General features: G+C 67.6%; 20 protein-coding genes and 1 tRNA gene. 9 read left to right on the forward strand and 12 right to left on the reverse strand.

Translation table 11 applies throughout. The features are described 5' to 3' along the window. Positions 1 to 113 precede the first annotated feature (113 nt). Together AU187_RS12190 and AU187_RS12195 are read left to right on the forward strand one after the other, a co-directional pair. The gene (locus AU187_RS12190) at positions 114 to 1100 is read left to right on the forward strand and encodes an LLM class F420-dependent oxidoreductase (RefSeq protein WP_059166785.1); all 987 of its coding nucleotides are present in this window, start codon (positions 114 to 116) and stop codon (positions 1098 to 1100) included. A 183-nt stretch (positions 1101 to 1283) separates the two neighbouring features. Continuing rightward, positions 1284 to 2177 (forward strand): manganese catalase family protein, encoded by an 894-nt coding sequence (locus AU187_RS12195; RefSeq protein WP_059101741.1) that lies wholly within the window; start codon positions 1284 to 1286, stop codon positions 2175 to 2177. A 16-nt stretch (positions 2178 to 2193) separates the two neighbouring features. Here AU187_RS12195 and AU187_RS12200 read toward each other — a convergent pair whose 3' ends face one another. Then, a complete protein-coding gene (locus AU187_RS12200) occupies positions 2194 to 2772 on the reverse strand; it encodes a hemerythrin domain-containing protein (RefSeq protein WP_059101852.1) in 579 nt (192 codons plus the stop codon). A gap of 100 nt (positions 2773 to 2872) precedes the next feature. Between AU187_RS12200 and AU187_RS25650 the strand changes: the two genes are divergently transcribed. Then, positions 2873 to 3034 carry a hypothetical protein gene (locus AU187_RS25650; protein ID WP_172800236.1) on the forward strand — a complete coding sequence of 54 codons (162 nt, stop codon included), beginning with the start codon at positions 2873 to 2875 and terminating at the stop codon, positions 3032 to 3034. Here AU187_RS25650 and AU187_RS12205 read toward each other — a convergent pair whose 3' ends face one another. After that, positions 3035 to 3706: a hypothetical protein gene (locus AU187_RS12205; protein ID WP_059101740.1), complete on the reverse strand. Its 672-nt coding sequence runs from the start codon at positions 3704 to 3706 to the stop codon at positions 3035 to 3037. 124 nt (positions 3707 to 3830) lie between these two features. Here AU187_RS12205 and AU187_RS12210 point away from each other — a divergent pair, with 124 nt between their 5' ends. Both AU187_RS12210 and AU187_RS12215 read left to right on the forward strand, forming a co-directional pair. Further along, complete coding sequence (locus AU187_RS12210) at positions 3831 to 4526, forward strand: HemK2/MTQ2 family protein methyltransferase (RefSeq protein ID WP_059101739.1); 696 nt, start codon at positions 3831 to 3833, stop codon at positions 4524 to 4526. Further along, positions 4523 to 4750 (forward strand): CDGSH iron-sulfur domain-containing protein, encoded by a 228-nt coding sequence (locus AU187_RS12215; RefSeq protein ID WP_172800237.1) that lies wholly within the window; start codon positions 4523 to 4525, stop codon positions 4748 to 4750. Before AU187_RS12210 ends, AU187_RS12215 begins: the two co-directional genes overlap by 4 nt. Here the strand turns inward: AU187_RS12215 and AU187_RS12220 are convergent. The 8 genes from AU187_RS12220 to ponA2 all read right to left on the reverse strand — a co-directional run bounded on the left by AU187_RS12220 (position 4730) and on the right by ponA2 (position 13129). Further along, on the reverse strand, positions 4730 to 5749 hold the full coding sequence (locus AU187_RS12220) for an iron-containing redox enzyme family protein (RefSeq protein WP_059101738.1): 1020 nt from the start codon (positions 5747 to 5749) through the stop codon (positions 4730 to 4732). The genes AU187_RS12215 and AU187_RS12220 overlap by 21 nt on opposite strands. 116 nt (positions 5750 to 5865) lie before the next feature. Next, positions 5866 to 5939: transfer RNA gene (locus AU187_RS12225), tRNA-Pro, on the reverse strand. 168 nt (positions 5940 to 6107) lie between these two features. Further along, on the reverse strand, positions 6108 to 6470 hold the full coding sequence (locus AU187_RS25935; RefSeq protein ID WP_156425652.1) for an SHOCT domain-containing protein: 363 nt from the start codon (positions 6468 to 6470) through the stop codon (positions 6108 to 6110). Continuing rightward, positions 6458 to 7129, reverse strand: coding sequence for a response regulator transcription factor (locus AU187_RS12235; protein ID WP_059101736.1), 672 nt, complete (start codon positions 7127 to 7129; stop codon positions 6458 to 6460). Before AU187_RS12235 ends, AU187_RS25935 begins: the two co-directional genes overlap by 13 nt. Beyond that, a complete protein-coding gene (locus tag AU187_RS12240; RefSeq protein ID WP_059101735.1) occupies positions 7126 to 8307 on the reverse strand; it encodes a sensor histidine kinase in 1182 nt (393 codons plus the stop codon). The genes AU187_RS12235 and AU187_RS12240 overlap by 4 nt, the downstream gene beginning before the upstream one ends. 235 nt (positions 8308 to 8542) lie before the next feature. Further along, entirely contained in the window at positions 8543 to 9649 is a 1107-nt protein-coding gene (gene cds1, locus AU187_RS12245; protein ID WP_059101734.1) for an L-cysteine desulfhydrase Cds1, read from the reverse strand. After that, positions 9646 to 10605 (reverse strand): metallophosphoesterase, encoded by a 960-nt coding sequence (locus tag AU187_RS12250; protein ID WP_059101733.1) that lies wholly within the window; start codon positions 10603 to 10605, stop codon positions 9646 to 9648. The genes cds1 and AU187_RS12250 overlap by 4 nt, the downstream gene beginning before the upstream one ends. 70 nt (positions 10606 to 10675) lie before the next feature. Beyond that, complete coding sequence (gene ponA2 / locus AU187_RS12255) at positions 10676 to 13129, reverse strand: transglycosylase/D,D-transpeptidase PonA2 (protein WP_059101732.1); 2454 nt, start codon at positions 13127 to 13129, stop codon at positions 10676 to 10678. A 294-nt stretch (positions 13130 to 13423) separates the two neighbouring features. Here ponA2 and AU187_RS12260 point away from each other — a divergent pair, with 294 nt between their 5' ends. Then, positions 13424 to 13780 (forward strand): WhiB family transcriptional regulator, encoded by a 357-nt coding sequence (locus AU187_RS12260; protein WP_059101731.1) that lies wholly within the window; start codon positions 13424 to 13426, stop codon positions 13778 to 13780. 1 nt (position 13781) lies between these two features. Here AU187_RS12260 and bagB read toward each other — a convergent pair whose 3' ends face one another. Together bagB and bagA are read right to left on the reverse strand one after the other, a co-directional pair. Then, positions 13782 to 14915 (reverse strand): ATPase BagB, encoded by a 1134-nt coding sequence (gene bagB / locus AU187_RS12265; protein ID WP_059101730.1) that lies wholly within the window; start codon positions 14913 to 14915, stop codon positions 13782 to 13784. Continuing rightward, entirely contained in the window at positions 14915 to 15934 is a 1020-nt protein-coding gene (bagA, locus tag AU187_RS12270; protein WP_059101729.1) for an ATPase BagA, read from the reverse strand. Before bagA ends, bagB begins: the two co-directional genes overlap by 1 nt. A 48-nt stretch (positions 15935 to 15982) precedes the next feature. Between bagA and sp36 the strand changes: the two genes are divergently transcribed. From sp36 to AU187_RS12280, 3 genes are read left to right on the forward strand one after another with little or no spacing between them, the layout of a single operon-like run. Beyond that, positions 15983 to 16144, forward strand: coding sequence for a Sp36 family protein (gene sp36, locus AU187_RS25430; RefSeq protein ID WP_094288127.1), 162 nt, complete (start codon positions 15983 to 15985; stop codon positions 16142 to 16144). Then, positions 16141 to 16599: a RidA family protein gene (locus AU187_RS12275; RefSeq protein ID WP_059101727.1), complete on the forward strand. Its 459-nt coding sequence runs from the start codon at positions 16141 to 16143 to the stop codon at positions 16597 to 16599. Before sp36 ends, AU187_RS12275 begins: the two co-directional genes overlap by 4 nt. Before the next feature lie 22 nt (positions 16600 to 16621). Continuing rightward, positions 16622 to 17428 (forward strand): MBL fold metallo-hydrolase, encoded by an 807-nt coding sequence (locus AU187_RS12280; protein ID WP_059101726.1) that lies wholly within the window; start codon positions 16622 to 16624, stop codon positions 17426 to 17428. The last annotated feature ends 44 nt before the right edge of the window (positions 17429 to 17472 follow it).

A 17472-nucleotide genomic window follows, 5' to 3' on the forward strand; every position in this document is an offset into this window, starting at 1 on the left:
GGCGATCGCGGCCGGTAAGGCCGACGGCGCGCGGCTCTCGGCGGCGGTGAAGGCCAGACTGTAGCCGGGGCACCAGCCGTTTTCCGCGGTTGGGGCTCGGGTACTCCCGACCCATGACGCGGTTCGGCTACACCTTGATGACAGAGCAGAGCGGGCCAAAAGAGCTTGTCCATTATGCGGTTTCGGCGGAACGCGTGGGGTTCGACTTCGAAGTGTCCTCCGACCATTACTTCCCGTGGTTGTCGTCGCAGGGGCACGCACCGTACGCCTGGTCGGTGCTGGGGGCCGTCGCGCACGCGACCGAGCGGGTCGAGCTGTTCACCTACGTCACCTGCCCGACGATGCGCTACCACCCCGCAGTCGTCGCCCAGAAGGCGGCCACCTTGCAGATCCTCGCCGACGGCCGCTTCACCCTGGGACTGGGCAGCGGCGAGAACCTCAACGAACACGTCGTCGGGAAGCGCTGGCCCACGGTGGCCCGGCGCCAGGACATGCTGCGCGAAGCGATCCAGATCATCCGGGAGTTGTTCACCGGCGAGCTCGTCGACTGGAAGGGCGAGTATTTCGAGGTGGACTCCGCCCGATTGTGGGACCTCCCGCAGACGCCGGTTGCCATCGCCACCGCGGTTTCGGGTGAGCGATCGGTCGAGACGTTCGCGCCGCTGTCGGATCACCTGATTGCCACTGAGCCGAACAAGGATCTCGTCGACGCCTGGCACGAGGCAAGGCGCGCGACCGGACTGCCGGGCGACGCACGCGTCGTCGGGCAGATACCGATCTGCTGGGATACGGACAAAGAAGCCGCTGTGCGACGGGCTCATGACCAGTTCCGGTGGTTCGGCGGCGGATGGACCGTCAACTCCGACCTCCCGACGACCGCCGGTTTCGACGGGGCCACCCAATTCGTGCGGCCCGAGGATGTCGCCGAGTCCATCCCGTGCGGACCCGACCTCGACGCGATCGTCGAAGCGATCAGCAAGTACTGGGAAGCCGGCTTCACCGACATCGCGCTCGTTCAGATCGGCGACGAGGGCCAGGAACAGTTCCTCAAGGAGGCGGCCGCGCCGCTGCTCGACAAGTTGCGCACCGCTTCGGGCTAGACCGCTGGTCGATCCGCGTAGCGGCTGAATCTTGCGCCAGCGGTTGTGATGCCGCGGGGCGAACGGCCAAAGCTGCAAAATCGAGCGCTGACTTCCGCCGATGAAACGCTGCAAATCCCGTTTGGCGGACGCACCCCCGGGTATCCCGCGCCGACCTGCCAACCACACAGCCCGGGAGGCTCAATGTTCATTCACAACAAAGATCTTCAGTTCGAGGTTCGCGTCGAGCGGCCGGACCCCCGGTTCGCCAGCCTGCTGCAGGAGCAGTTCGGCGGCGCCAACGGCGAGCTGAAGGCCGCCATGCAGTACTTCACTCAGGCGTTCGTGCTGCGCCAGAAGAACCCGAAGATGTACGACCTGTTCATGGACATCGCCACCGAGGAGTTCAGCCACCTCGAGATGGTCGGTTCGATGATCACCATGCTGCTCGACGGCCTCAACGATGATCTGAAAATGGCCAACGAACGGTGCGACTGGATGCCCGCGATCGCCAGCAAGGACGGGCGCGACGACATCATTCACAGCGTCGCGGTCAACCCGCTGTACTTCGCGCTGAGCGGCGGCGGGCCGGACGTCAAGGATTCCGCCGGGGTGCCGTGGCAGGGCACGTTCGTCAACGCCAACGGCGATCCGACCGTCGACCTGCGCAGCAACCTGGCCGCGGAGTCGCGCGCCAAGATCGTTTACGAGTACCTCAAGCAGTTCACCGACGACCCCGGTGTGCAGGACACCCTGACGTTCCTGATGACCAGGGAGGTGGCGCACTTCCAGCAGTTCACCGCCGCGCTCAACGAGCTACCGGTGAACTTCCCGCCCGGCCAACTGCCCGGCGACGATCGGTTCCAGAACGTGGCCTTCAACATGTCCAACGGGCAGGGCTCGGTGCGGGGCCCGTGGAATGAGGGCCAGGGACCGTGGCCCGAGGGCATGGAGTGGGAGTACGTCGAGAAGCCCAACCAACAGTGGCTGGGCACCAAGAAGCGGGAGAACAAGGGCGCCGAGCGGTGTCCGGAGGGCCAGCCCGCGGTGCAGAGTGAAAAGCCGTTCACCCACGAACAGCACACAGCGACAAGCTGATTCGCCGCCGATGCGGTCAGTGCTGCTGCGGATCCGGCGGATTGTCGGCTTCGCGGCCACTGGCCGCATCGCGCACGTGGTCCATCACCGCGGCCCCCAACCCCATCGTCTTCTGCACCACTGAGCTACCCGGGGTGTCGGGATGCGGTCGGGTCGGGGCGATCTTCTTGGCCGCCTCCAGCTTCTCACCGATCTTTTCGCGCTCCTCGCGACTGACCGCCGCCTCGAACGCCGGCCATACGACGTCCTGTTCGTAGAGGATGTGCTCACGGCCGACCTTGACGAATTCCGCGAGTGCATCGTGGTATTCGGGGTCACCGGGCTCTTTGTCCTCGAGGGTCTGAAGCAAGTGCTTGCCGGCCTGCTCCTGGGCGATGGCTTCGTCGACGAGCCCGTCGCCGATCGCATCACGCACCGCGGGCCAGAAGAACTGTTCCTCGATCGCCTCGTGCTGAGACTCGGCGATGACCAAGTTGGTCACCATGGTGCGCAGACCGCTCATCTCGGCGCCGGTTCCCGACGGCGCACCGTCGAGGACCTCGAGCATGCCCAGCACGCTCTTGTGGTCGTCACGAAGAAATGTCAGGGCATCCATGTGCATGGCCTTCCGGGTCGCAGTGCGCTGCACATACCCCGGGGATCGAGGTTGAAACGCGGAGCCGGCGGGTAGCTCATCGAAGGACGAAAGGACCGATATGCCGACAGGAAAAGGCATCTACGACGACGACGACGCCGACGAGCGGGACAAGCGCAAGGCGCAACGCACCGGACCGAAAGACGAGGGCGGCGAGGGTGGCATGGCTACCCGGGAGAAGGCGCCCGACGTCGCGGAGTCCGGCGGGGAGCCGACGGCCTGATCATTCGGCGTCTCGGCCCTGCCTGCTGCGCTTGTAGGCCGCGCGTCGGAAGTCGCCGAGCCAGCGCGGCGCCAGTTCCACCTCGGGGTCGCTGTGCAGGGCTGGGTCGAACGCGATGTCGTCGCAGCTGGGGTCGACGTGGCGAAGCGTGAGCCGGGCCAACGGCCGAAAGCCTCCGGTGCCCGACGCCTGGTCGACCGTGAACGTGATTCCGGTTGACGTGATCTGTTTCTCGACGGCACTCAACGACAGCCCCGGTGCATCGATGCGAGTTGCCAAGCGGGCCCGCACCCACCACAGGCCGTCGTGGTAGCGCAGCGGCATCAGGCTGGAGAACGTCGCGCCGGACCACGAAACCGCCGGTGCGAGCCCGATGCGAGTCCCGGCGAGCGTCGACGCGAGCAGAACGTCCCACGGGCTGCAGGAGCGGAGGTCTGGTGGTGGCGGTATCCGCCACGCCAGCCCGGCGATGTCGGGGGTCGCGCCGGGCAGGCCAACCCCCTTGGACACCCGCGCGATGACGTCACAGGAGTTCATCGGTAGCCCCTCACCCTCCGGGGCGACACGTTCGAGGATGCCCTCGGCCATCACACCCGACGGGTGAAAAAGCCGACGGTGACGAAGGGCGGCGCCGAAGCGGACGGGCAACGCGGCGATATCGGAGGCTTGCACGGTGGTCGGATGCCCGCACGGTGGCCCGGCAAAACGGTGGCCGACGTTTCAACCAGCGGGGGACCGGGCATTAACACCGGCAGTGCTGGATCGCAGCAGCAGCTGACCCTGTCGAAAGGCCGATGTGACAACCGCATACACCGACGTCCGCGACCCCTTAGTTGCGGACGAGGGCGTCTACGCCCCGCAGGAAGATTCGCGACTGCTCATCGAGGTCATGGACGGCACCGCGCTGGCACGCGGCCGGCACGTCGTCGATCTGTGCACGGGAAGCGGCGTCGTCGCCGTCGGTGCCGCCGAGCAGGGTGCCGCATCGGTCACCGCTCTCGACATCTGTCCGCGCGCAGTGCGATGTGCGAGGGCCAACGCTCTAGGGGCCGGAGTCAACGTCGACGTGCATCTCGGATCATGGGCGCGGGCAGCCGAATTCGGTCCCTTCGATCTGGTCGTCTGCAATCCGCCGTACGTGCCGCACGATCCGGCCGCCGCGTGCAATCCGCTTCCGGCCCACGTCGGACCCGCACGCGCCTGGGACGCCGGGTGCGACGGTCGACTGGTGCTCGACCCGCTGTGTGCGGCGGTTCCGGAAATCCTCGACCACGGCGGCAGCCTGTTGTTGGTGCAGTCGGAGTTCGCCGATCCGCGCCGGACGCTCGGTGCACTAGCCAGCGTCGGACTCGACGCCGAAATCGTTGCGCGGCAATGGATACCGTTCGGCCCGGTGCTGATCTCGCGGGCCGAGTGGCTCGAGGGAACGGGCCGCCTCGAACCCGGCCGTCGCGAAGAGGAACTGTTGGTGATCCGGGCGGACAAGCCGTGAGTGACGCCGAACCCCGGATCGTGCGGGTGGTGCCGAACGGCCCGCTGATGGTGCAGGGACCGGTTCGCATCGAGATGCCCGACGGGCAGGTGGTGGAATCGGACCGGTTCATGGTGGCCGTCTGTACCTGCCGGCGCAGCAAGGATTATCCGTTGTGCGACACCAGTCACCGGTGTCGGCCGGGCCGCGCGCCGGCCAAGGCGTCAGCCAAGCGGTCGGCGTAGCGACGAGCGGTTGTCGGTCCAGCTGTCCATCAGATGCTTGGCCAGCCGCTCCTCGACCACATCGCGCGCCCGGATGCCGAACACGACGTCGCGGTCCAGATGCGGTTCCCTGGCGACGAGGTCGCCGACGACATCGGTGCGCACCACCTGCTCGTGGACGGCGTCGGCCACCACATGCTCCTGGTAGAACGCCACGCAGGCGTCGGGGGCGCCCATCCGGCGCAATGCCTCCACCAGCCGCCGTGAGCCGGGCGACGAAGTGATCTCCGTGGACGCGAAGTGTCCGATCGAAGCGCCGCGCAACTCCCGATGCAACCCGAACAGCGACATCAGGTTCACCGACGCCAACGCGTCGGCGGGCACGTGATCGAGGTAGCCCAGATACGACGAGTCCAGGCCGGCCGCATTCATCAGCTCGGCGTACAGGTGTTGGTGCACGTGTTCACCGCGGCCGCCGCCGAACTCGTCGAACTCGACCGCGACGAAGGCGGCCTTCGCGTGGCCGGCCAGACGCGGGATGGTCCAGGCGTGCGGGTCGCCCTCTTTGAGGTGGTACACCGAGCGGTGCACGAAGTACTCGAGCATCTGCTCCCAGGTGCCCTTGTCGCGCAGGTGATACGACGGACCCTCGCCGTCGACCGGTTCGATCGACAGCTTGTCCATCTCGGCTTCCGCGGTCTCGCCCTCGGCGATCTCGCCGACGTCCTGGCGCACCGCGCTGAGGAACGACTCCTCGAACCTGCCGCGCAGGTGCAGCAGCGCGGGATTCCACTCCCACCGCGGGCTCACCCCGGCGAAACCGCGGTAGTGCAGCTCGTAGCAGATGTAGAGGGCGAGCTGAAGGTCCAACCCGTACGGGTCCGCCTCGCACATCGGAACATCGATCGGACGCGCGTGCAGTGCCGGCCGGCCTCGCTGGAGGAGGTCGATGATTGCGGCGGACAGCGGCCCGACGGCCTTCGGCAGAGCAGGCTCGACTCGCGTCGACGGTTTCGTCACGCCCTGCTCAATACCCGGCGTTCCCGCCGGTCAAACACATTTCGGCGCCGAACCGCCGGCGTGAGTCACTCGACTTGCTCGCTCAGCGAATTCACCGAGCCGATGCCCTCTACTTGTCGGGGTGGCGGGATTTGAACCCACGACCTCTTCGTCCCGAACGAAGCGCGCTACCAAGCTGCGCCACACCCCGCGTGAAGCCACGACAGCGTATCGCACCGGCGGGGTGCGAGGCCAAACGCTTACCGCGGTCTCCGTCGACGACCGCGACTTCTACACCAGGGCTGTGATTCGTTCCCGAAGGACGACCCTGGTGTAGAAATCGCGAGCCCGGCTGAGGCGTCACGCTAGCGAACGGGGGCTAGCGGCGGGTTTCCCTCAGCACTGCCAGACGCTCGCGGTACTCGGCCTCGGTGACCTCGCCCTTGGCGTAGGAGTCACGCAGCGTGCGAATGCCATGGCTGCCGCGGAAACGGCGCGCGACGTAGACGATGCCGATGATGACAAGCGTCCAGAACGTCAGCGGAATGAGCAGGAACCACGGGTTCCAGTCATGATCGGCGAACCGGCCGCCATGCTCGGCGAGAAATGTGGTTGCGGTGGGGGCGATTTCGTTGATGTTCATGGGATCGAGCCTGCCGCTGACGGTGCGGGCGCCGCATCGGCCTACGGTCGGCAACTGCGCTACGTCCGCGAACGTAGGGCGATGGGTCAGCCCTGCCATCCCGGCCGTACCAGGCCGGTCTCGTAGGCGATCACCACCAGCTGGGTGCGGTCGCGGGCGCCCAGCTTGGTCAGGATCCGGCTCACGTGGGTCCGCGCCGTGGCCGGGCTCATGAACAACCGCCCGCCGATCTCGGCGTTGGTCAGGCCCTCGGCAACCAGTGCCATCACCTCGCGCTCCCGCGTCGTCAAGTCGGCCAGTACGGCCGGCGACCCGGCGGGCGCCTTGGTCCTGGCGGCGAACTCCGCCACCAGCCGACGCGTCACCGACGGCGACAGCAGCGCGTCGCCCTCGGCGACCACCCGCACCGCCCGTACCAGTTCAATCGGCTCGGTGTGCTTGACCAGAAAGCCGCTCGCCCCGGCGCGCATCGCCTCGAACACGTACTCGTCGAGTTCGAACGTCGTCAGCACCACCACCCGCACCCCGCTCAGCGCCGGGTCGGCCACGATCTCGCGCGTTGCCGCCAACCCGTCCATCTCCGGCATCCGGATGTCCATCAAGACCACGTCGGGTCGGAATTCGCGTGCGGACGCCAGCGCAGCGGCTCCGGTGTCGGCCTCCGCGACCACCTCGATGCCGTCCTGTGCGTCGAGCAGTGCCGCGAAGCCCGCCCGCACCAGCGCCTGGTCGTCAGCGATGACCACCCGAATCGTCATGTCGCGTCGGCACTTTCGGATGCCAGCGGAAGCGAGGCAAGTACGCTGAATCCGCCGCCGGGATGCCGGTGCACCGACAGGTCGCCGCCGAGCGCACGTGCCCTCTCTCGCATGCCGACGATGCCACTTCCTCCCGACGGTGGCCCGGAGTTCAGAGGGCGTCCGTCGTTGTCGACCACGACGGCCAACGTGTCGGGCCCGTAAGTGACTGTGACGGCGGCATGTTCGGCAGTCGAATGCCGTACCACGTTCGTCAATGACTCCTGCACGATGCGGGCCGCGGCGACGTCGATCACCGCGGGCACCGGACGGGGTTCGCCCCGCACGGCCGTGGTCACCGTCAGCCCCGTCGCGCGGGCTGCGCCGACCAGTCCATCCAGATCGGCGATGCCGGGTGTCGGCGCCGTCGGTTGGCCCTGCTCGGTGCGCAGCGCGTCAACCAACGAGTGCACATCCGAAATCGCTTGCCTGCTCGCGTCTTTGATGGCGGCAAGCGCAGGCCCGGCCCGCTCCGGATGCTGGTCGAGCAATTCCAGCGCGACCGACGACTGCACGTTGATCATCGACAGGCTGTGCGCCAGTACGTCGTGCAGCTCTCGCGCGATGGACAGCCGCGCCTGGGTGGCCTGGCGCTCCTGCTCGGACTGCGCCTCCCGCGCCATCGCGGCCTTGCGCTGCCGACGCGCGTCGATCACCGCGCGTCGCTGCCGGATGCCCTCGGCGACTGCGACGAGCACGATCAGCCACGCCGCGATCGCGCCGATCGCGACGGTGGGTGGTGGCTCCTCGCCCCGGAGCATTGGGATCAGCCAGACCACAGCTGCCCAGCCCAGCAGGGGCAGGGGATAGCTACGCCAGCGTGGGCCCGTGACGGCCGCGGTCAGAAACGCCACGATCAGCGATGCGAAGACCGGTCCGACCCGGAACCCCGCTGCCAGGTAGACCATGGTGATCGCGATCACCGTCAGCAGCACGGCGTACGGGTAGACGGTGCGCAACAGCAGCGCCACCGGGCCGGCGATCAGCAGCAGATAGCCGAACCAGTTGAGCGGCACCCAGTGCAGGTCGGGTCCCCGGCGGTGACGCGGTCCGGCAGTGCCTGCGAGCTGAGCCGCGGCCACCACCACCGGAATCAGCCACACCGCGGGGCGGCGCAGCTCATCCCGGAGGCGGTCCATACCGGAAACGTAGTAGGGCATGGGCCGGCTTGGCGTCCGCGCAGAGGCGTACATCACGACACGCCGAGGGAAGCAACGGGGTTGTCGGTGGCGTTATGCACACTGACGGCAGGAACCGACGAAGCGAGGACGAGATGACTGGTCTTGGCGCATCCATCTATCTGGGTTTCTTCGTGCTCGCCGCGGTGTGGCTGTTCCTCACCTCCGACGGCCCGCTGAGTGGCGCGGCCGACGATCAGGACCAGCGTCCCGAGCGTTCGAACTCGTCCAACACCGACGCGAACTCCGAGTCGTCCAACCCGTGGTTGGTCAGCCACTCGTCGCAGAAGTAGGTGTCCGCGTAGCGGTCGCCGCTGTCGGCCAGCAGCGTCACCACCGAACCACTGCGCCCTGCGGTCATCATCTCCGCCAAGAGCCCGAACGACCCCCATAGGTTGGTTCCGGTCGACGGGCCCACCCGCCGGCCCAAAACCCTGCTGGCGTGCCGCGCGGCAGCCACCGAGGCGGCATCCGGCACGACCACCATGCGGTCGACCACGCCGGGCAGGAACGACGGCTCCACCCGCGGTCGGCCGATACCCTCGATCCGCGACGACATCCCGGTCACCACATCAGCGCGGCCCTGCGCGTAGGCGGGAAAGAACGCCGAGTTCTCCGGATCGACCACGCACAGCCGGGTCGCGTGGCGTCGATAGCGGATGTAACGGCCGATGGTCGCGCTGGTGCCGCCGGTGCCGGCACCCACCACGATCCAGTCGGGCACCGGATGCGCCTCGTCGCGCATCTGCTCGAAAATCGACTCGGCGATGTTGTTGTTGCCACGCCAGTCGGTGGCCCGCTCGGCGTTGGTGAACTGATCGATGTAGTGCCCGCCGGTCTCTTCGGCGAGTCGTTCCGCCTCGGCGTAAACCTGACTGGACTCCGCCACGAAATGGCAACGCCCACCCTGTGATTCGATCAGAGCGATCTTGCTGGCGCTCGTCGAGGACGGCATCACGGCGATGAACGGCAAGCCGAGCAGCGCCGCGAAGTACGCCTCCGACACCGCTGTCGAGCCCGAAGAGGCTTCGATGATCGTGGTGTTCTCGTCGATCCAGCCGTTGCACAGCGCGTACAGAAACAGTGAGCGCGCCAGCCGGTGCTTGAGGCTGCCGGTGATGTGGGTCGTCTCATCCTTGAGATACAACTGCAGGTCGCAGCGGTCGGACCAGGCCGTCGGCAGCGGATACCGCAGCAGATGAGTGTCGGCGCTACGGCGCGCGTCGGCCTCGATCAACCGGACCGCATCGTGTACCCACGTGCGTGGACCGCTGCGACTGGCTGTTGAGGACTTGTCGGTCACCGCACGGAGACGCTCGGATGGGATATGCCCGCCCGAGTGTCTGCGTCGCGACCGCCGATCGGCGCCGCGACGAGGGTCAGCAGCGTGGCCTCGGGCCGGCAGCAGAACCGCAGCGGAGCGTACGGCGAGGTGCCGATGCCCGCCGAGACGTGCAGTTGCGTGCGCACGCCCCACCGTGACGGGCCCTTGACCCGCGAACGGTCCAAGCCGCAGTTGGTCACCAGGGCGCCGTAGAACGGCAGGCACAACTGCCCGCCGTGCGTGTGGCCGGCCATCACCAACTGGTACCCGTCGGCCGCGAACCGGTCGAGGACTCGCGGCTCGGGCGAGTGGGTCAGTCCCAACGTGAGGTTGGCGGCGGGGCTGGCCGGCCCGGCGATGGTCTCGTAGCGGTCCCGCGACAGATGCGGGTCGTCGACGCCGGCCGCAGCGATGTGCAGGCCCTGCACGTCCAGCTCACGGCGGGTGTGCGTCACGTCGAGCCAGCCGCGCTCGGTGAACGCCGCCCGCAGGTCCTGCCAGGGCAGCGGTTCACCGTGGATGCGGTGACCGGGCCGGGTGATGTAGTTGAGCGGGTTCTTCGGCCGGGGTCCGAAATAGTCATTGCTGCCGAACACGAAAACGCCCGGGACCGACAGCAGCTCCGACAGCGACTGCACGACCGCCGGCACAGCCTTGGCGTGCGCCAGGTTGTCACCGGTGTTGACCACCAGGTCGGGTTCCAGAGTCGCCAGGTCGCGCAGCCAGGCCTGTTTGCGTCGCTGTCCGGGACGCATGTGGATGTCGCTGATGTGCAGCACCTTCAACGGCGACGACCCCGGCGAGAGCACCGGCATCGTCAATTCCCGCACGGCGAAGGCGTTGCGCTCGATCAGCGAGGCATAGCCGATGCCGGCCACCAACGCACCGGCTGACGCCGCGGCGGAGTTCTTCAGGATCGTCGAACGGGCGGACATGCTGCAGAGCCTACTGCCAGTCGCGCGCGGTGACCGCCTTCACCCGTCCGGCGCGCGCAAGCCCAGCCGGTCACGGTGGGGGCGGCGCCGGTGGTGGCGGGCCGAGCACCGGCACGGTGATCGGCGGCAGGCCGGGGATCTCCACCACCGTTTCACCCACCGGCGCCGGAAGCCCCGGAATCCCGGGTATCCCCGCGGGCGGAGGCGGCGGTGCGGGCGGAATGCCATTGGAGACCTGGATCGTGATGATCGAACCGGGCACGGTCTGCCCGTTCGGCGCCGTGCCGACGACCGACCCTCGTGGCGCCGAACTGTTCACCGACGCGGCCTGATCAGACACCTGGAAGCCGGCGTCACGCAGCCGTTGCCGGGCCGTGGCCTCCGTCAGGCCCGAGACGCTGGGCACCCGTGACCCGGGACCGCCCTCCACGTAGCGCGGATCCGTCGGCGGCAGCCGGACCTCACCGAAGTTGTTGGCGATCGGCTTCATCGCGCTGAACCATGTCCTGGCCGGCTCGTTGCCGCCGTACAGGTTGCCGTAGCCGCACTTGCGCAGCGGGAACGAACACAGTTCACCGGGCGAGGTGGAGTCGTCGTAGATGTAGTTCCCGGCGGCGAGCGTGTTGGTGAACCCGAGGAACGCCGACGAGCGGTGGGCCTCGGTGGTGCCGGTCTTGCCGGACATCGGCAGGTTCCAACCGACCGAACCGGCCGCCGCCGCGGCGGTGCCGGCGCCCTCGTGGTCCTTGCTCAGCGCGTTGGCCAGCGTGTTGGCCAGGCCCTCGGGCACCACCTGCTCACAGGTCTCGGTGGTGACCGAGACTTCCTCACCGTGGCGGTCGATGACCTGCGCGATCGGGTTCGGTGGGCACCACATGCCGCCGGAGGCCAGCGTCGCCGCGACGTTCGAGAACTCGAGTGCGTTGACCTCGATCGGCCCCAGCACGAACGAGCCGAGGTTCTGCCGCTTGATGAAGTCGGCCAGGCTCTCGTTGCTGCCGGGGTCGTAGTCGCGCGCGGTGCCCGGCAGCGCATAGGACCGCAGCCCCAGCCGGACCGCCATGTCGACGCTGCGCTGCACACCGACTTGCGAGATCAGTTTGGCGAAGGCGGTGTTCGGGGAGGTGGCCAGCGCGTCGGTGATGTTCATCGTGCCGCGGTAGTTGCCCGCGTTCTTCACGCACCACGTGGCGGGCGGGCAGCCCGGGGTGTCGCTGCTGCCGAGGCCCTTGGCCTGGAACTGGGCGGGCACGTCGAGCTGGGCGTTGATGCCCATGCCCATCTCCATGGCCGCGGCCACCGTGAAGATCTTGAACGTCGATCCGGCGCCGTCGCCGACGAGGGAGAACGGCTGAGGCTGCATGGTCTCGCCGGCATCGAGGTTGAGCCCGTAAGTGCGGCTGCTGGCCATGGCCAGGACCGGGTGTGACTCCTTGCCGGGTTTGATCACGCTCATCACGCTCGCCACACCGTCGAGGTCCGGGCTGGCGTACTGGTTGACCGCGGACTTCACCGGGGCCTGCACGTCCGGGTCGAGCGTCGTCTTGATCAGGTACCCGCCCCTGGCGACCTGCTCCTTGCTGATCCCCGCGCGCGCCAGGTACTCGAGCGCGTAGTCGCAGAAGAACGCCCGGTCGCCGGCGGCGATGCAGCCGCGCGGCAGCTCCTTGGGCTGCGGCAGCACCCCCAGCGGCTGCTCTTTGGCCGCCCGAAGCGCCGCGGCCTCCTCGGGAATGTTCTCGATCATGGTGTCCAGCACGAGGTTTCGACGCGCCAGTGCACCCTCGGGATTGGTGTACGGGTTGAGCGTGCTGGTGGACTGCACCATGCCGGCCAGCAGCGCCGCCTGCTGCCAGTTCAAATCGGAGGCGTTGATGCCGAAGTACGTCTGCGCGGCGTCCTGCACCCCGAAGGCGCCGTTGCCGAACGACACCAGGTTCAGGTAGCGGGTCAGGATCTCCGACTTGGTGAACGTCTTGTCCAGCGTCAGCGCCATCCGGATCTCACGCAACTTGCGCGCCGGCGTGGTCTCGACGGCCGCCCGCTTCTCCGCCTCGGTCTGGGCGAGCACCAGCAGTTGGTAGTTCTTGACGTACTGCTGCTCGATGGTGGAACCACCGCGGGTGTCCAAATTTCCCGACAGATATCCCGAAAGACCGGTCAGCGTGCCTTGCCAGTCGACGCCGTTGTGCTCGGCAAACCGTTTGTCTTCGATCGAAACGATCGCCAATTTCATCGTGTTGGCGATTTGCTCGCTGGGCACCTCGAACCGCCGCTGCGAGTACAGCCAGGCGATGACGTTGCCCTTGGCGTCGACCATCGTCGAGACCTGCGGTACCTCGCCCTCCACCAACTGCGCCGAACCGTTCGCGACGACGTCAGAGGCCCGGTTCGAGACCAGCCCGAAGCCGCCGACGAGCGGAAACATCAAGGCTGCGGTGATCACGCTGGCCAACAGAACGCACCAGGCGAGCTTGATGACCGTAACCGTCGTCGGCGGTCGACTCGGCTGGCTCTCCGGCATGACCTACAGCGTAACGACGTCGCAAAACGGCAGCTTCGGACGGTCGATTGCCAGTTCCGGAAGCCGCGCCGAGCGCCGCGGACGTCAATTTTGCTGTCTGACGGCACGGTCGTCCCAAAAAAGTGGCCCGTGAGTATTGCGCAGAACGGCTGTGACCATCTAATTTGGTCGAACAGTGCGATGCAGGTCACACTGACCCCACGCAATGTGGCGTAGATCGCAGCAGGCGTTCTACACCTGGGACTGCGCCGTACCGGTGTTGGCCGGGGGGCGGTTGGAACGGAGGGAACGCTGGTGTCAGCTACTAGGCCCGCGGTACGCAGGACCGCGATGACGTCCTCGGCTCACAGTGTTGTCCACGGCGCTGAAGCCGAAGCCCGCATTGCCTGGGTATCGCAGGCCCGATGCCGCCAGACCGATCCCGACGAACTGTTCGTGCGCGGCGCCGCGCAGCGCAAAGCCGCGGTGATCTGCAGACACTGCCCGGTGATCCTCGAGTGCGGCGCCGACGCGCTCGACAACCGCGTCGAGTTCGGGGTGTGGGGCGGGATGACCGAGCGTCAGCGCCGCGCGTTGCTCAAGCAGCATCCCGAGGTGGTTTCCTGGGCCGAGTTCTTCGCCGCCCAGCGCAAGCACCGCAACGCGGTCTGAACTACGCGGCGGAAGCAGCCTCGCCGGTGATCTGATCGGCGATGGCCCGCAACGCCTCCAGGTCCGACACGTCGAACGGCAATGACGGCACACCGACGATCGCCACATGCGGATTGGCGCCGGTGAACCGGGACAGCAACCGGATCTCCCGTTTGGCGGTGGACGCCCTGTCGGCGTGAATCCTGAGCACCGCAGCGGTCAACGAGTCGGGATCGGTCTTCTCGATGGTCTCGGCGGCCTCCTCGGCCTTCTCGGCGTGCAGGTCCGACAGCATCGGGTGGGTGCGATTGAGGATCAGGCCGGACAGCGGCATGTGCTCTTCGGAGAGTCGGTCGACGAAGAACGAAGCTTCGCGAAGCGCATCCGGTTCTGCCGCCGACACCACCACGAACTGCGTGCCGCGGCGTTTGAGGAGATCGTAGGTGCGGTCGGCCTTCTCGCGGAAGCCACCGAACGTCGAGTCGAGTGACTGCACGAAAGCCGCTGCGTCGGAAAGCATTTGCGAGCCGAGAACAGTCGACAGCGCCTTCATCGCCAGCCCCATCGCGCCCGTGACCAAGCGACCGATCCCCCGACCGGGACCCAGCAGCAGCTTCCAGAGTCGGCTGTCCATGAAGCCGCCCAACCGCTTTGGCGCGTCCAGGAAGTCCAGTGCATTGCGCGACGGCGGGGTGTCGACGACGACCAAGTCCCACCGGTCCTCGCCGAGAAGCTGGCCGAGCTTCTCCATCGCCATGTACTCCTGAGTGCCCGCCAACGAGGTGGCGACCGTCTGATAGAACTGGTTGTCCAGAATCTCTTGCGCCCGTTGCGGTCCCGAGTACTGGATGACCATCTCGTCGAACGTGCGGCGCATGTCGAGCATCATCGCGTGCAGCTCACCCGGCACCTCCGGGGCGAGCGGAACACGCTGCGGGGTGTTGCCCAGGGTCTTGATGCCCAGCGCCTGGGCGAGTCGCTTCGCCGGGTCGATGGTCAGCACGACGACGGTTCTGCCATACTCCGCCGCGCGTAGCGCCATCGCCGCCGCGGTGGTGGTCTTGCCCACACCGCCCGCACCGCAACAGACCACGACGCGGTTCGACGTGTCCCGCAGAATCGAGCCCATGTCGAGGGCCGGTGGAGTCGCACTCATCATCGCACCCCCTGGCGTTCGAGTTCTTCGGCGAGTTCGTAGAGGCTGCCGAGGTCCACACCGTCGGTGATCTGCGGCAGCTGCAGCCGCGCGACATCCAGCGCGTCGAGTTGCTCGGCGCTTTCGGCACGGGCCATGATCCGGGTGGCGTGCTGGATCGTCTCTGTCAGCAGCCCAGCGAAGTCGGTGTCGGACAACGTGATTCCGGCTTCGCCCAGGCCGGCGCGAACGGCGTCGGCGTCGATGTCGCCCTCGGCGGCCTTGGCCAGCGCGTCGGCGGGCAGGTAGGCGGGGATGTTGCGGTTGACGATGACGCTGCCGATCGGCAACCCGAGGTCCTTCAGCTCGTCGATGGCCTCCAGAGTCTCCTGGATGGGCAGCGCCTCCAGCAGCGTGACGAGGTGGATGGCGGTCATCTCCGAGTGCAGCACCTTGACCACGCTCTCGGCCTGCCCGTGCACCGGGCCGCCCTTGGCGAGGTCGGACACCGCCTTGGTGACGTCGAGGAACCGTGCGATGCGACCGGTCGGCGGCGAGTCGACGACGACGGCGTCGTAGACGGGCTGCTTGCCCTTCTCGGCGCGGGTCACGATCTCGCGGATCTTGCCGGTCAGCAGCACGTCGCGCAGGCCCGGCGCGATCGTGGTCGCGAACTCGACGGCTCCGATCCTTCGCATGGCCCGGCCGGCCAGGCCGAGGTTGTAGAACATTTCGAGGTATTCGAGGAACGCGGCCTCGGTGTCGATCGCCAGCGCGTTGACCTGACCACCGCCCTCGGCGGTCGCGATCTTGACCTCTTGATACGGCAGCGGCGGCACGTCGAACAGCTGCGCAATGCCTTGGCGCCCTTCGACTTCCACCAGCAGGACCTTGCGTCCGCCCGCGGCCAGAGCCAACGCCAGCGAGGCGGCGATGGTCGACTTGCCGGTGCCGCCCTTGCCGGTGACGAAGTGCAACCGGGCTTTGCTCAGCCGCGACGGCCAGCCGACGGATCTACCGCCATTGGTAGTGGAAGCCACCCGTGCATGCTAGCCAACTCCCGATCGCTGCCCGATAAGCTCGGCCACATGACCGAATCGACCCGCTGGGAGTACGCCACCGTCCCGCTGCTGACCCACGCCACCAAGCAGATTCTCGACCAGTGGGGAGAGGACGGCTGGGAGCTGGTGTCGGTGCTGCCGGGTCCCACGGGCGAACAGCACGTCGCCTACCTCAAACGACCGAAATGAGCACGCCAGCGGCCCGGCTGACCGAACTCGGCATCGAGCTGCCTCCGGTGGTGGCGCCGCTGGCGGCTTATGTACCCGCGGTCCGCACCGGCAACCTGGTCTACACCGCCGGTCAGCTGCCGATCCGGGACGGTGAGCTGCTGCAGACGGGCAAGGTCGGCGGCGCAGTCAGCCCCGAGCAGGCTCGCGACCTGGCCCGGGTGTGCGCGCTGAACGCGCTGGCCGCGGTTCACGCGCTGGTCGGCATCGACGCGGTCACCCGTGTTGTGAAGGTGGTCGGGTTCGTCGCCTCCGCGCCGGGGTTCAACGGTCAGCCGGGCATCGTCAACGGCGCATCCGAATTGTTCGGTGAGGTGTTCGGGGAGGCCGGCGCGCACGCGCGCTCGGCGGTGGGGGTGTCCGAATTGCCGAGGGATGCGCCGGTCGAGGTCGAGCTGATTGTCGAGGTCGCGTGAGCGACGATCAGGCAGAGGTGGCGTGACGCTGCAGCATCCGGCGTACGGGCTACTGCGCCCGGTGACCGACTCTGCGTCGGTGCTGCTGTGCGACAACCCCGGCCTGATGACGTTGGAGGGCACCAACACCTGGGTGCTGCGCGGATCCGGCAGCGACGAGATGGTCGTGGTCGATCCCGGGCCCGAGGACGACGAGCACATTGCGCGTATCGCGGAGCTGGGCAGCATCCCGCTGGTGCTGATCAGCCACCGGCACGAGGACCACACCGGCGCCATCGACAAGATCGTCGACCGTACCGGGGCGGTCGTGCGGGCTGTCGGCAGCGGATTTCTGCGCGGCCTCGGCGGGCCGCTGACGGACGGTGAGGTCATCGACGCCGCGGGCCTGCGCATCACGGTGATGGCCACGCCGGGGCATACGGCCGACTCAGTGTCGTTTGTCCTCGACGACATCCGGGGCGAGCGCAGCGACGGGAAGGGTGCGGTGCTGACCGCGGACACCGTGCTGGGGCGCGGCACCACGGTCATCGACAAGGAAGACGGCAGCCTGAGCCAGTATCTGGATTCGCTGCAGCGGCTGCGCGGGCTGGGCCCTCGCACGGTGCTGCCGGGCCACGGTCCCGAACTCGACGATCTGGAAGCGGTCAGCGCCGGGTATCTCGCCCATCGCCAGGAGCGGCTCGAGCAGGTGCGCGCCGCCTTGCGCGTGCTGGGCGAGGACGCCACCGTCCGCCAGGTCGTAGAGCACGTCTACACCGACGTCGACGAGAAGCTCTGGGACGTAGCGGAATGGAGCGTCCAGGCGCAGCTCGACTACCTACGCGCGTGATTTCGGTGTAGTTCGTCGCGTGAACGCAACCAACTACACCCGAA

Source organism: Mycobacterium sp. IS-1556 (assembly GCF_001499985.1).
Lineage (GTDB): Bacteria > Actinomycetota > Actinomycetes > Mycobacteriales > Mycobacteriaceae > Mycobacterium.

Bases quoted from the DNA above. Each gene is read 5' to 3' on its own strand.
- AU187_RS12190 (WP_059166785.1), top strand. From the start codon at position 114: ATGACGCGGTTCGGCTACACCTTGATGACAGAGCAGAGCGGGCCAAAA.
- AU187_RS12195 (WP_059101741.1), top strand. From the start codon at position 1,284: ATGTTCATTCACAACAAAGATCTTCAGTTCGAGGTTCGCGTCGAGCGG.
- AU187_RS12200 (WP_059101852.1), bottom strand. From the start codon at position 2,772: ATGGATGCCCTGACATTTCTTCGTGACGACCACAAGAGCGTGCTGGGC.
- AU187_RS25650 (WP_172800236.1), top strand. From the start codon at position 2,873: ATGCCGACAGGAAAAGGCATCTACGACGACGACGACGCCGACGAGCGG.
- AU187_RS25935 (WP_156425652.1), bottom strand. From the start codon at position 6,470: ATGGCAGGGCTGACCCATCGCCCTACGTTCGCGGACGTAGCGCAGTTG.
- AU187_RS12235 (WP_059101736.1), bottom strand. From the start codon at position 7,129: ATGACGATTCGGGTGGTCATCGCTGACGACCAGGCGCTGGTGCGGGCG.
- AU187_RS12240 (WP_059101735.1), bottom strand. From the start codon at position 8,307: ATGGACCGCCTCCGGGATGAGCTGCGCCGCCCCGCGGTGTGGCTGATT.
- AU187_RS12250 (WP_059101733.1), bottom strand. From the start codon at position 10,605: ATGTCCGCCCGTTCGACGATCCTGAAGAACTCCGCCGCGGCGTCAGCC.
- ponA2 (WP_059101732.1), bottom strand. From the start codon at position 13,129: ATGCCGGAGAGCCAGCCGAGTCGACCGCCGACGACGGTTACGGTCATC.
- bagB (WP_059101730.1), bottom strand. From the start codon at position 14,915: ATGAGTGCGACTCCACCGGCCCTCGACATGGGCTCGATTCTGCGGGAC.
- sp36 (WP_094288127.1), top strand. From the start codon at position 15,983: ATGACCGAATCGACCCGCTGGGAGTACGCCACCGTCCCGCTGCTGACC.
- AU187_RS12275 (WP_059101727.1), top strand. From the start codon at position 16,141: ATGAGCACGCCAGCGGCCCGGCTGACCGAACTCGGCATCGAGCTGCCT.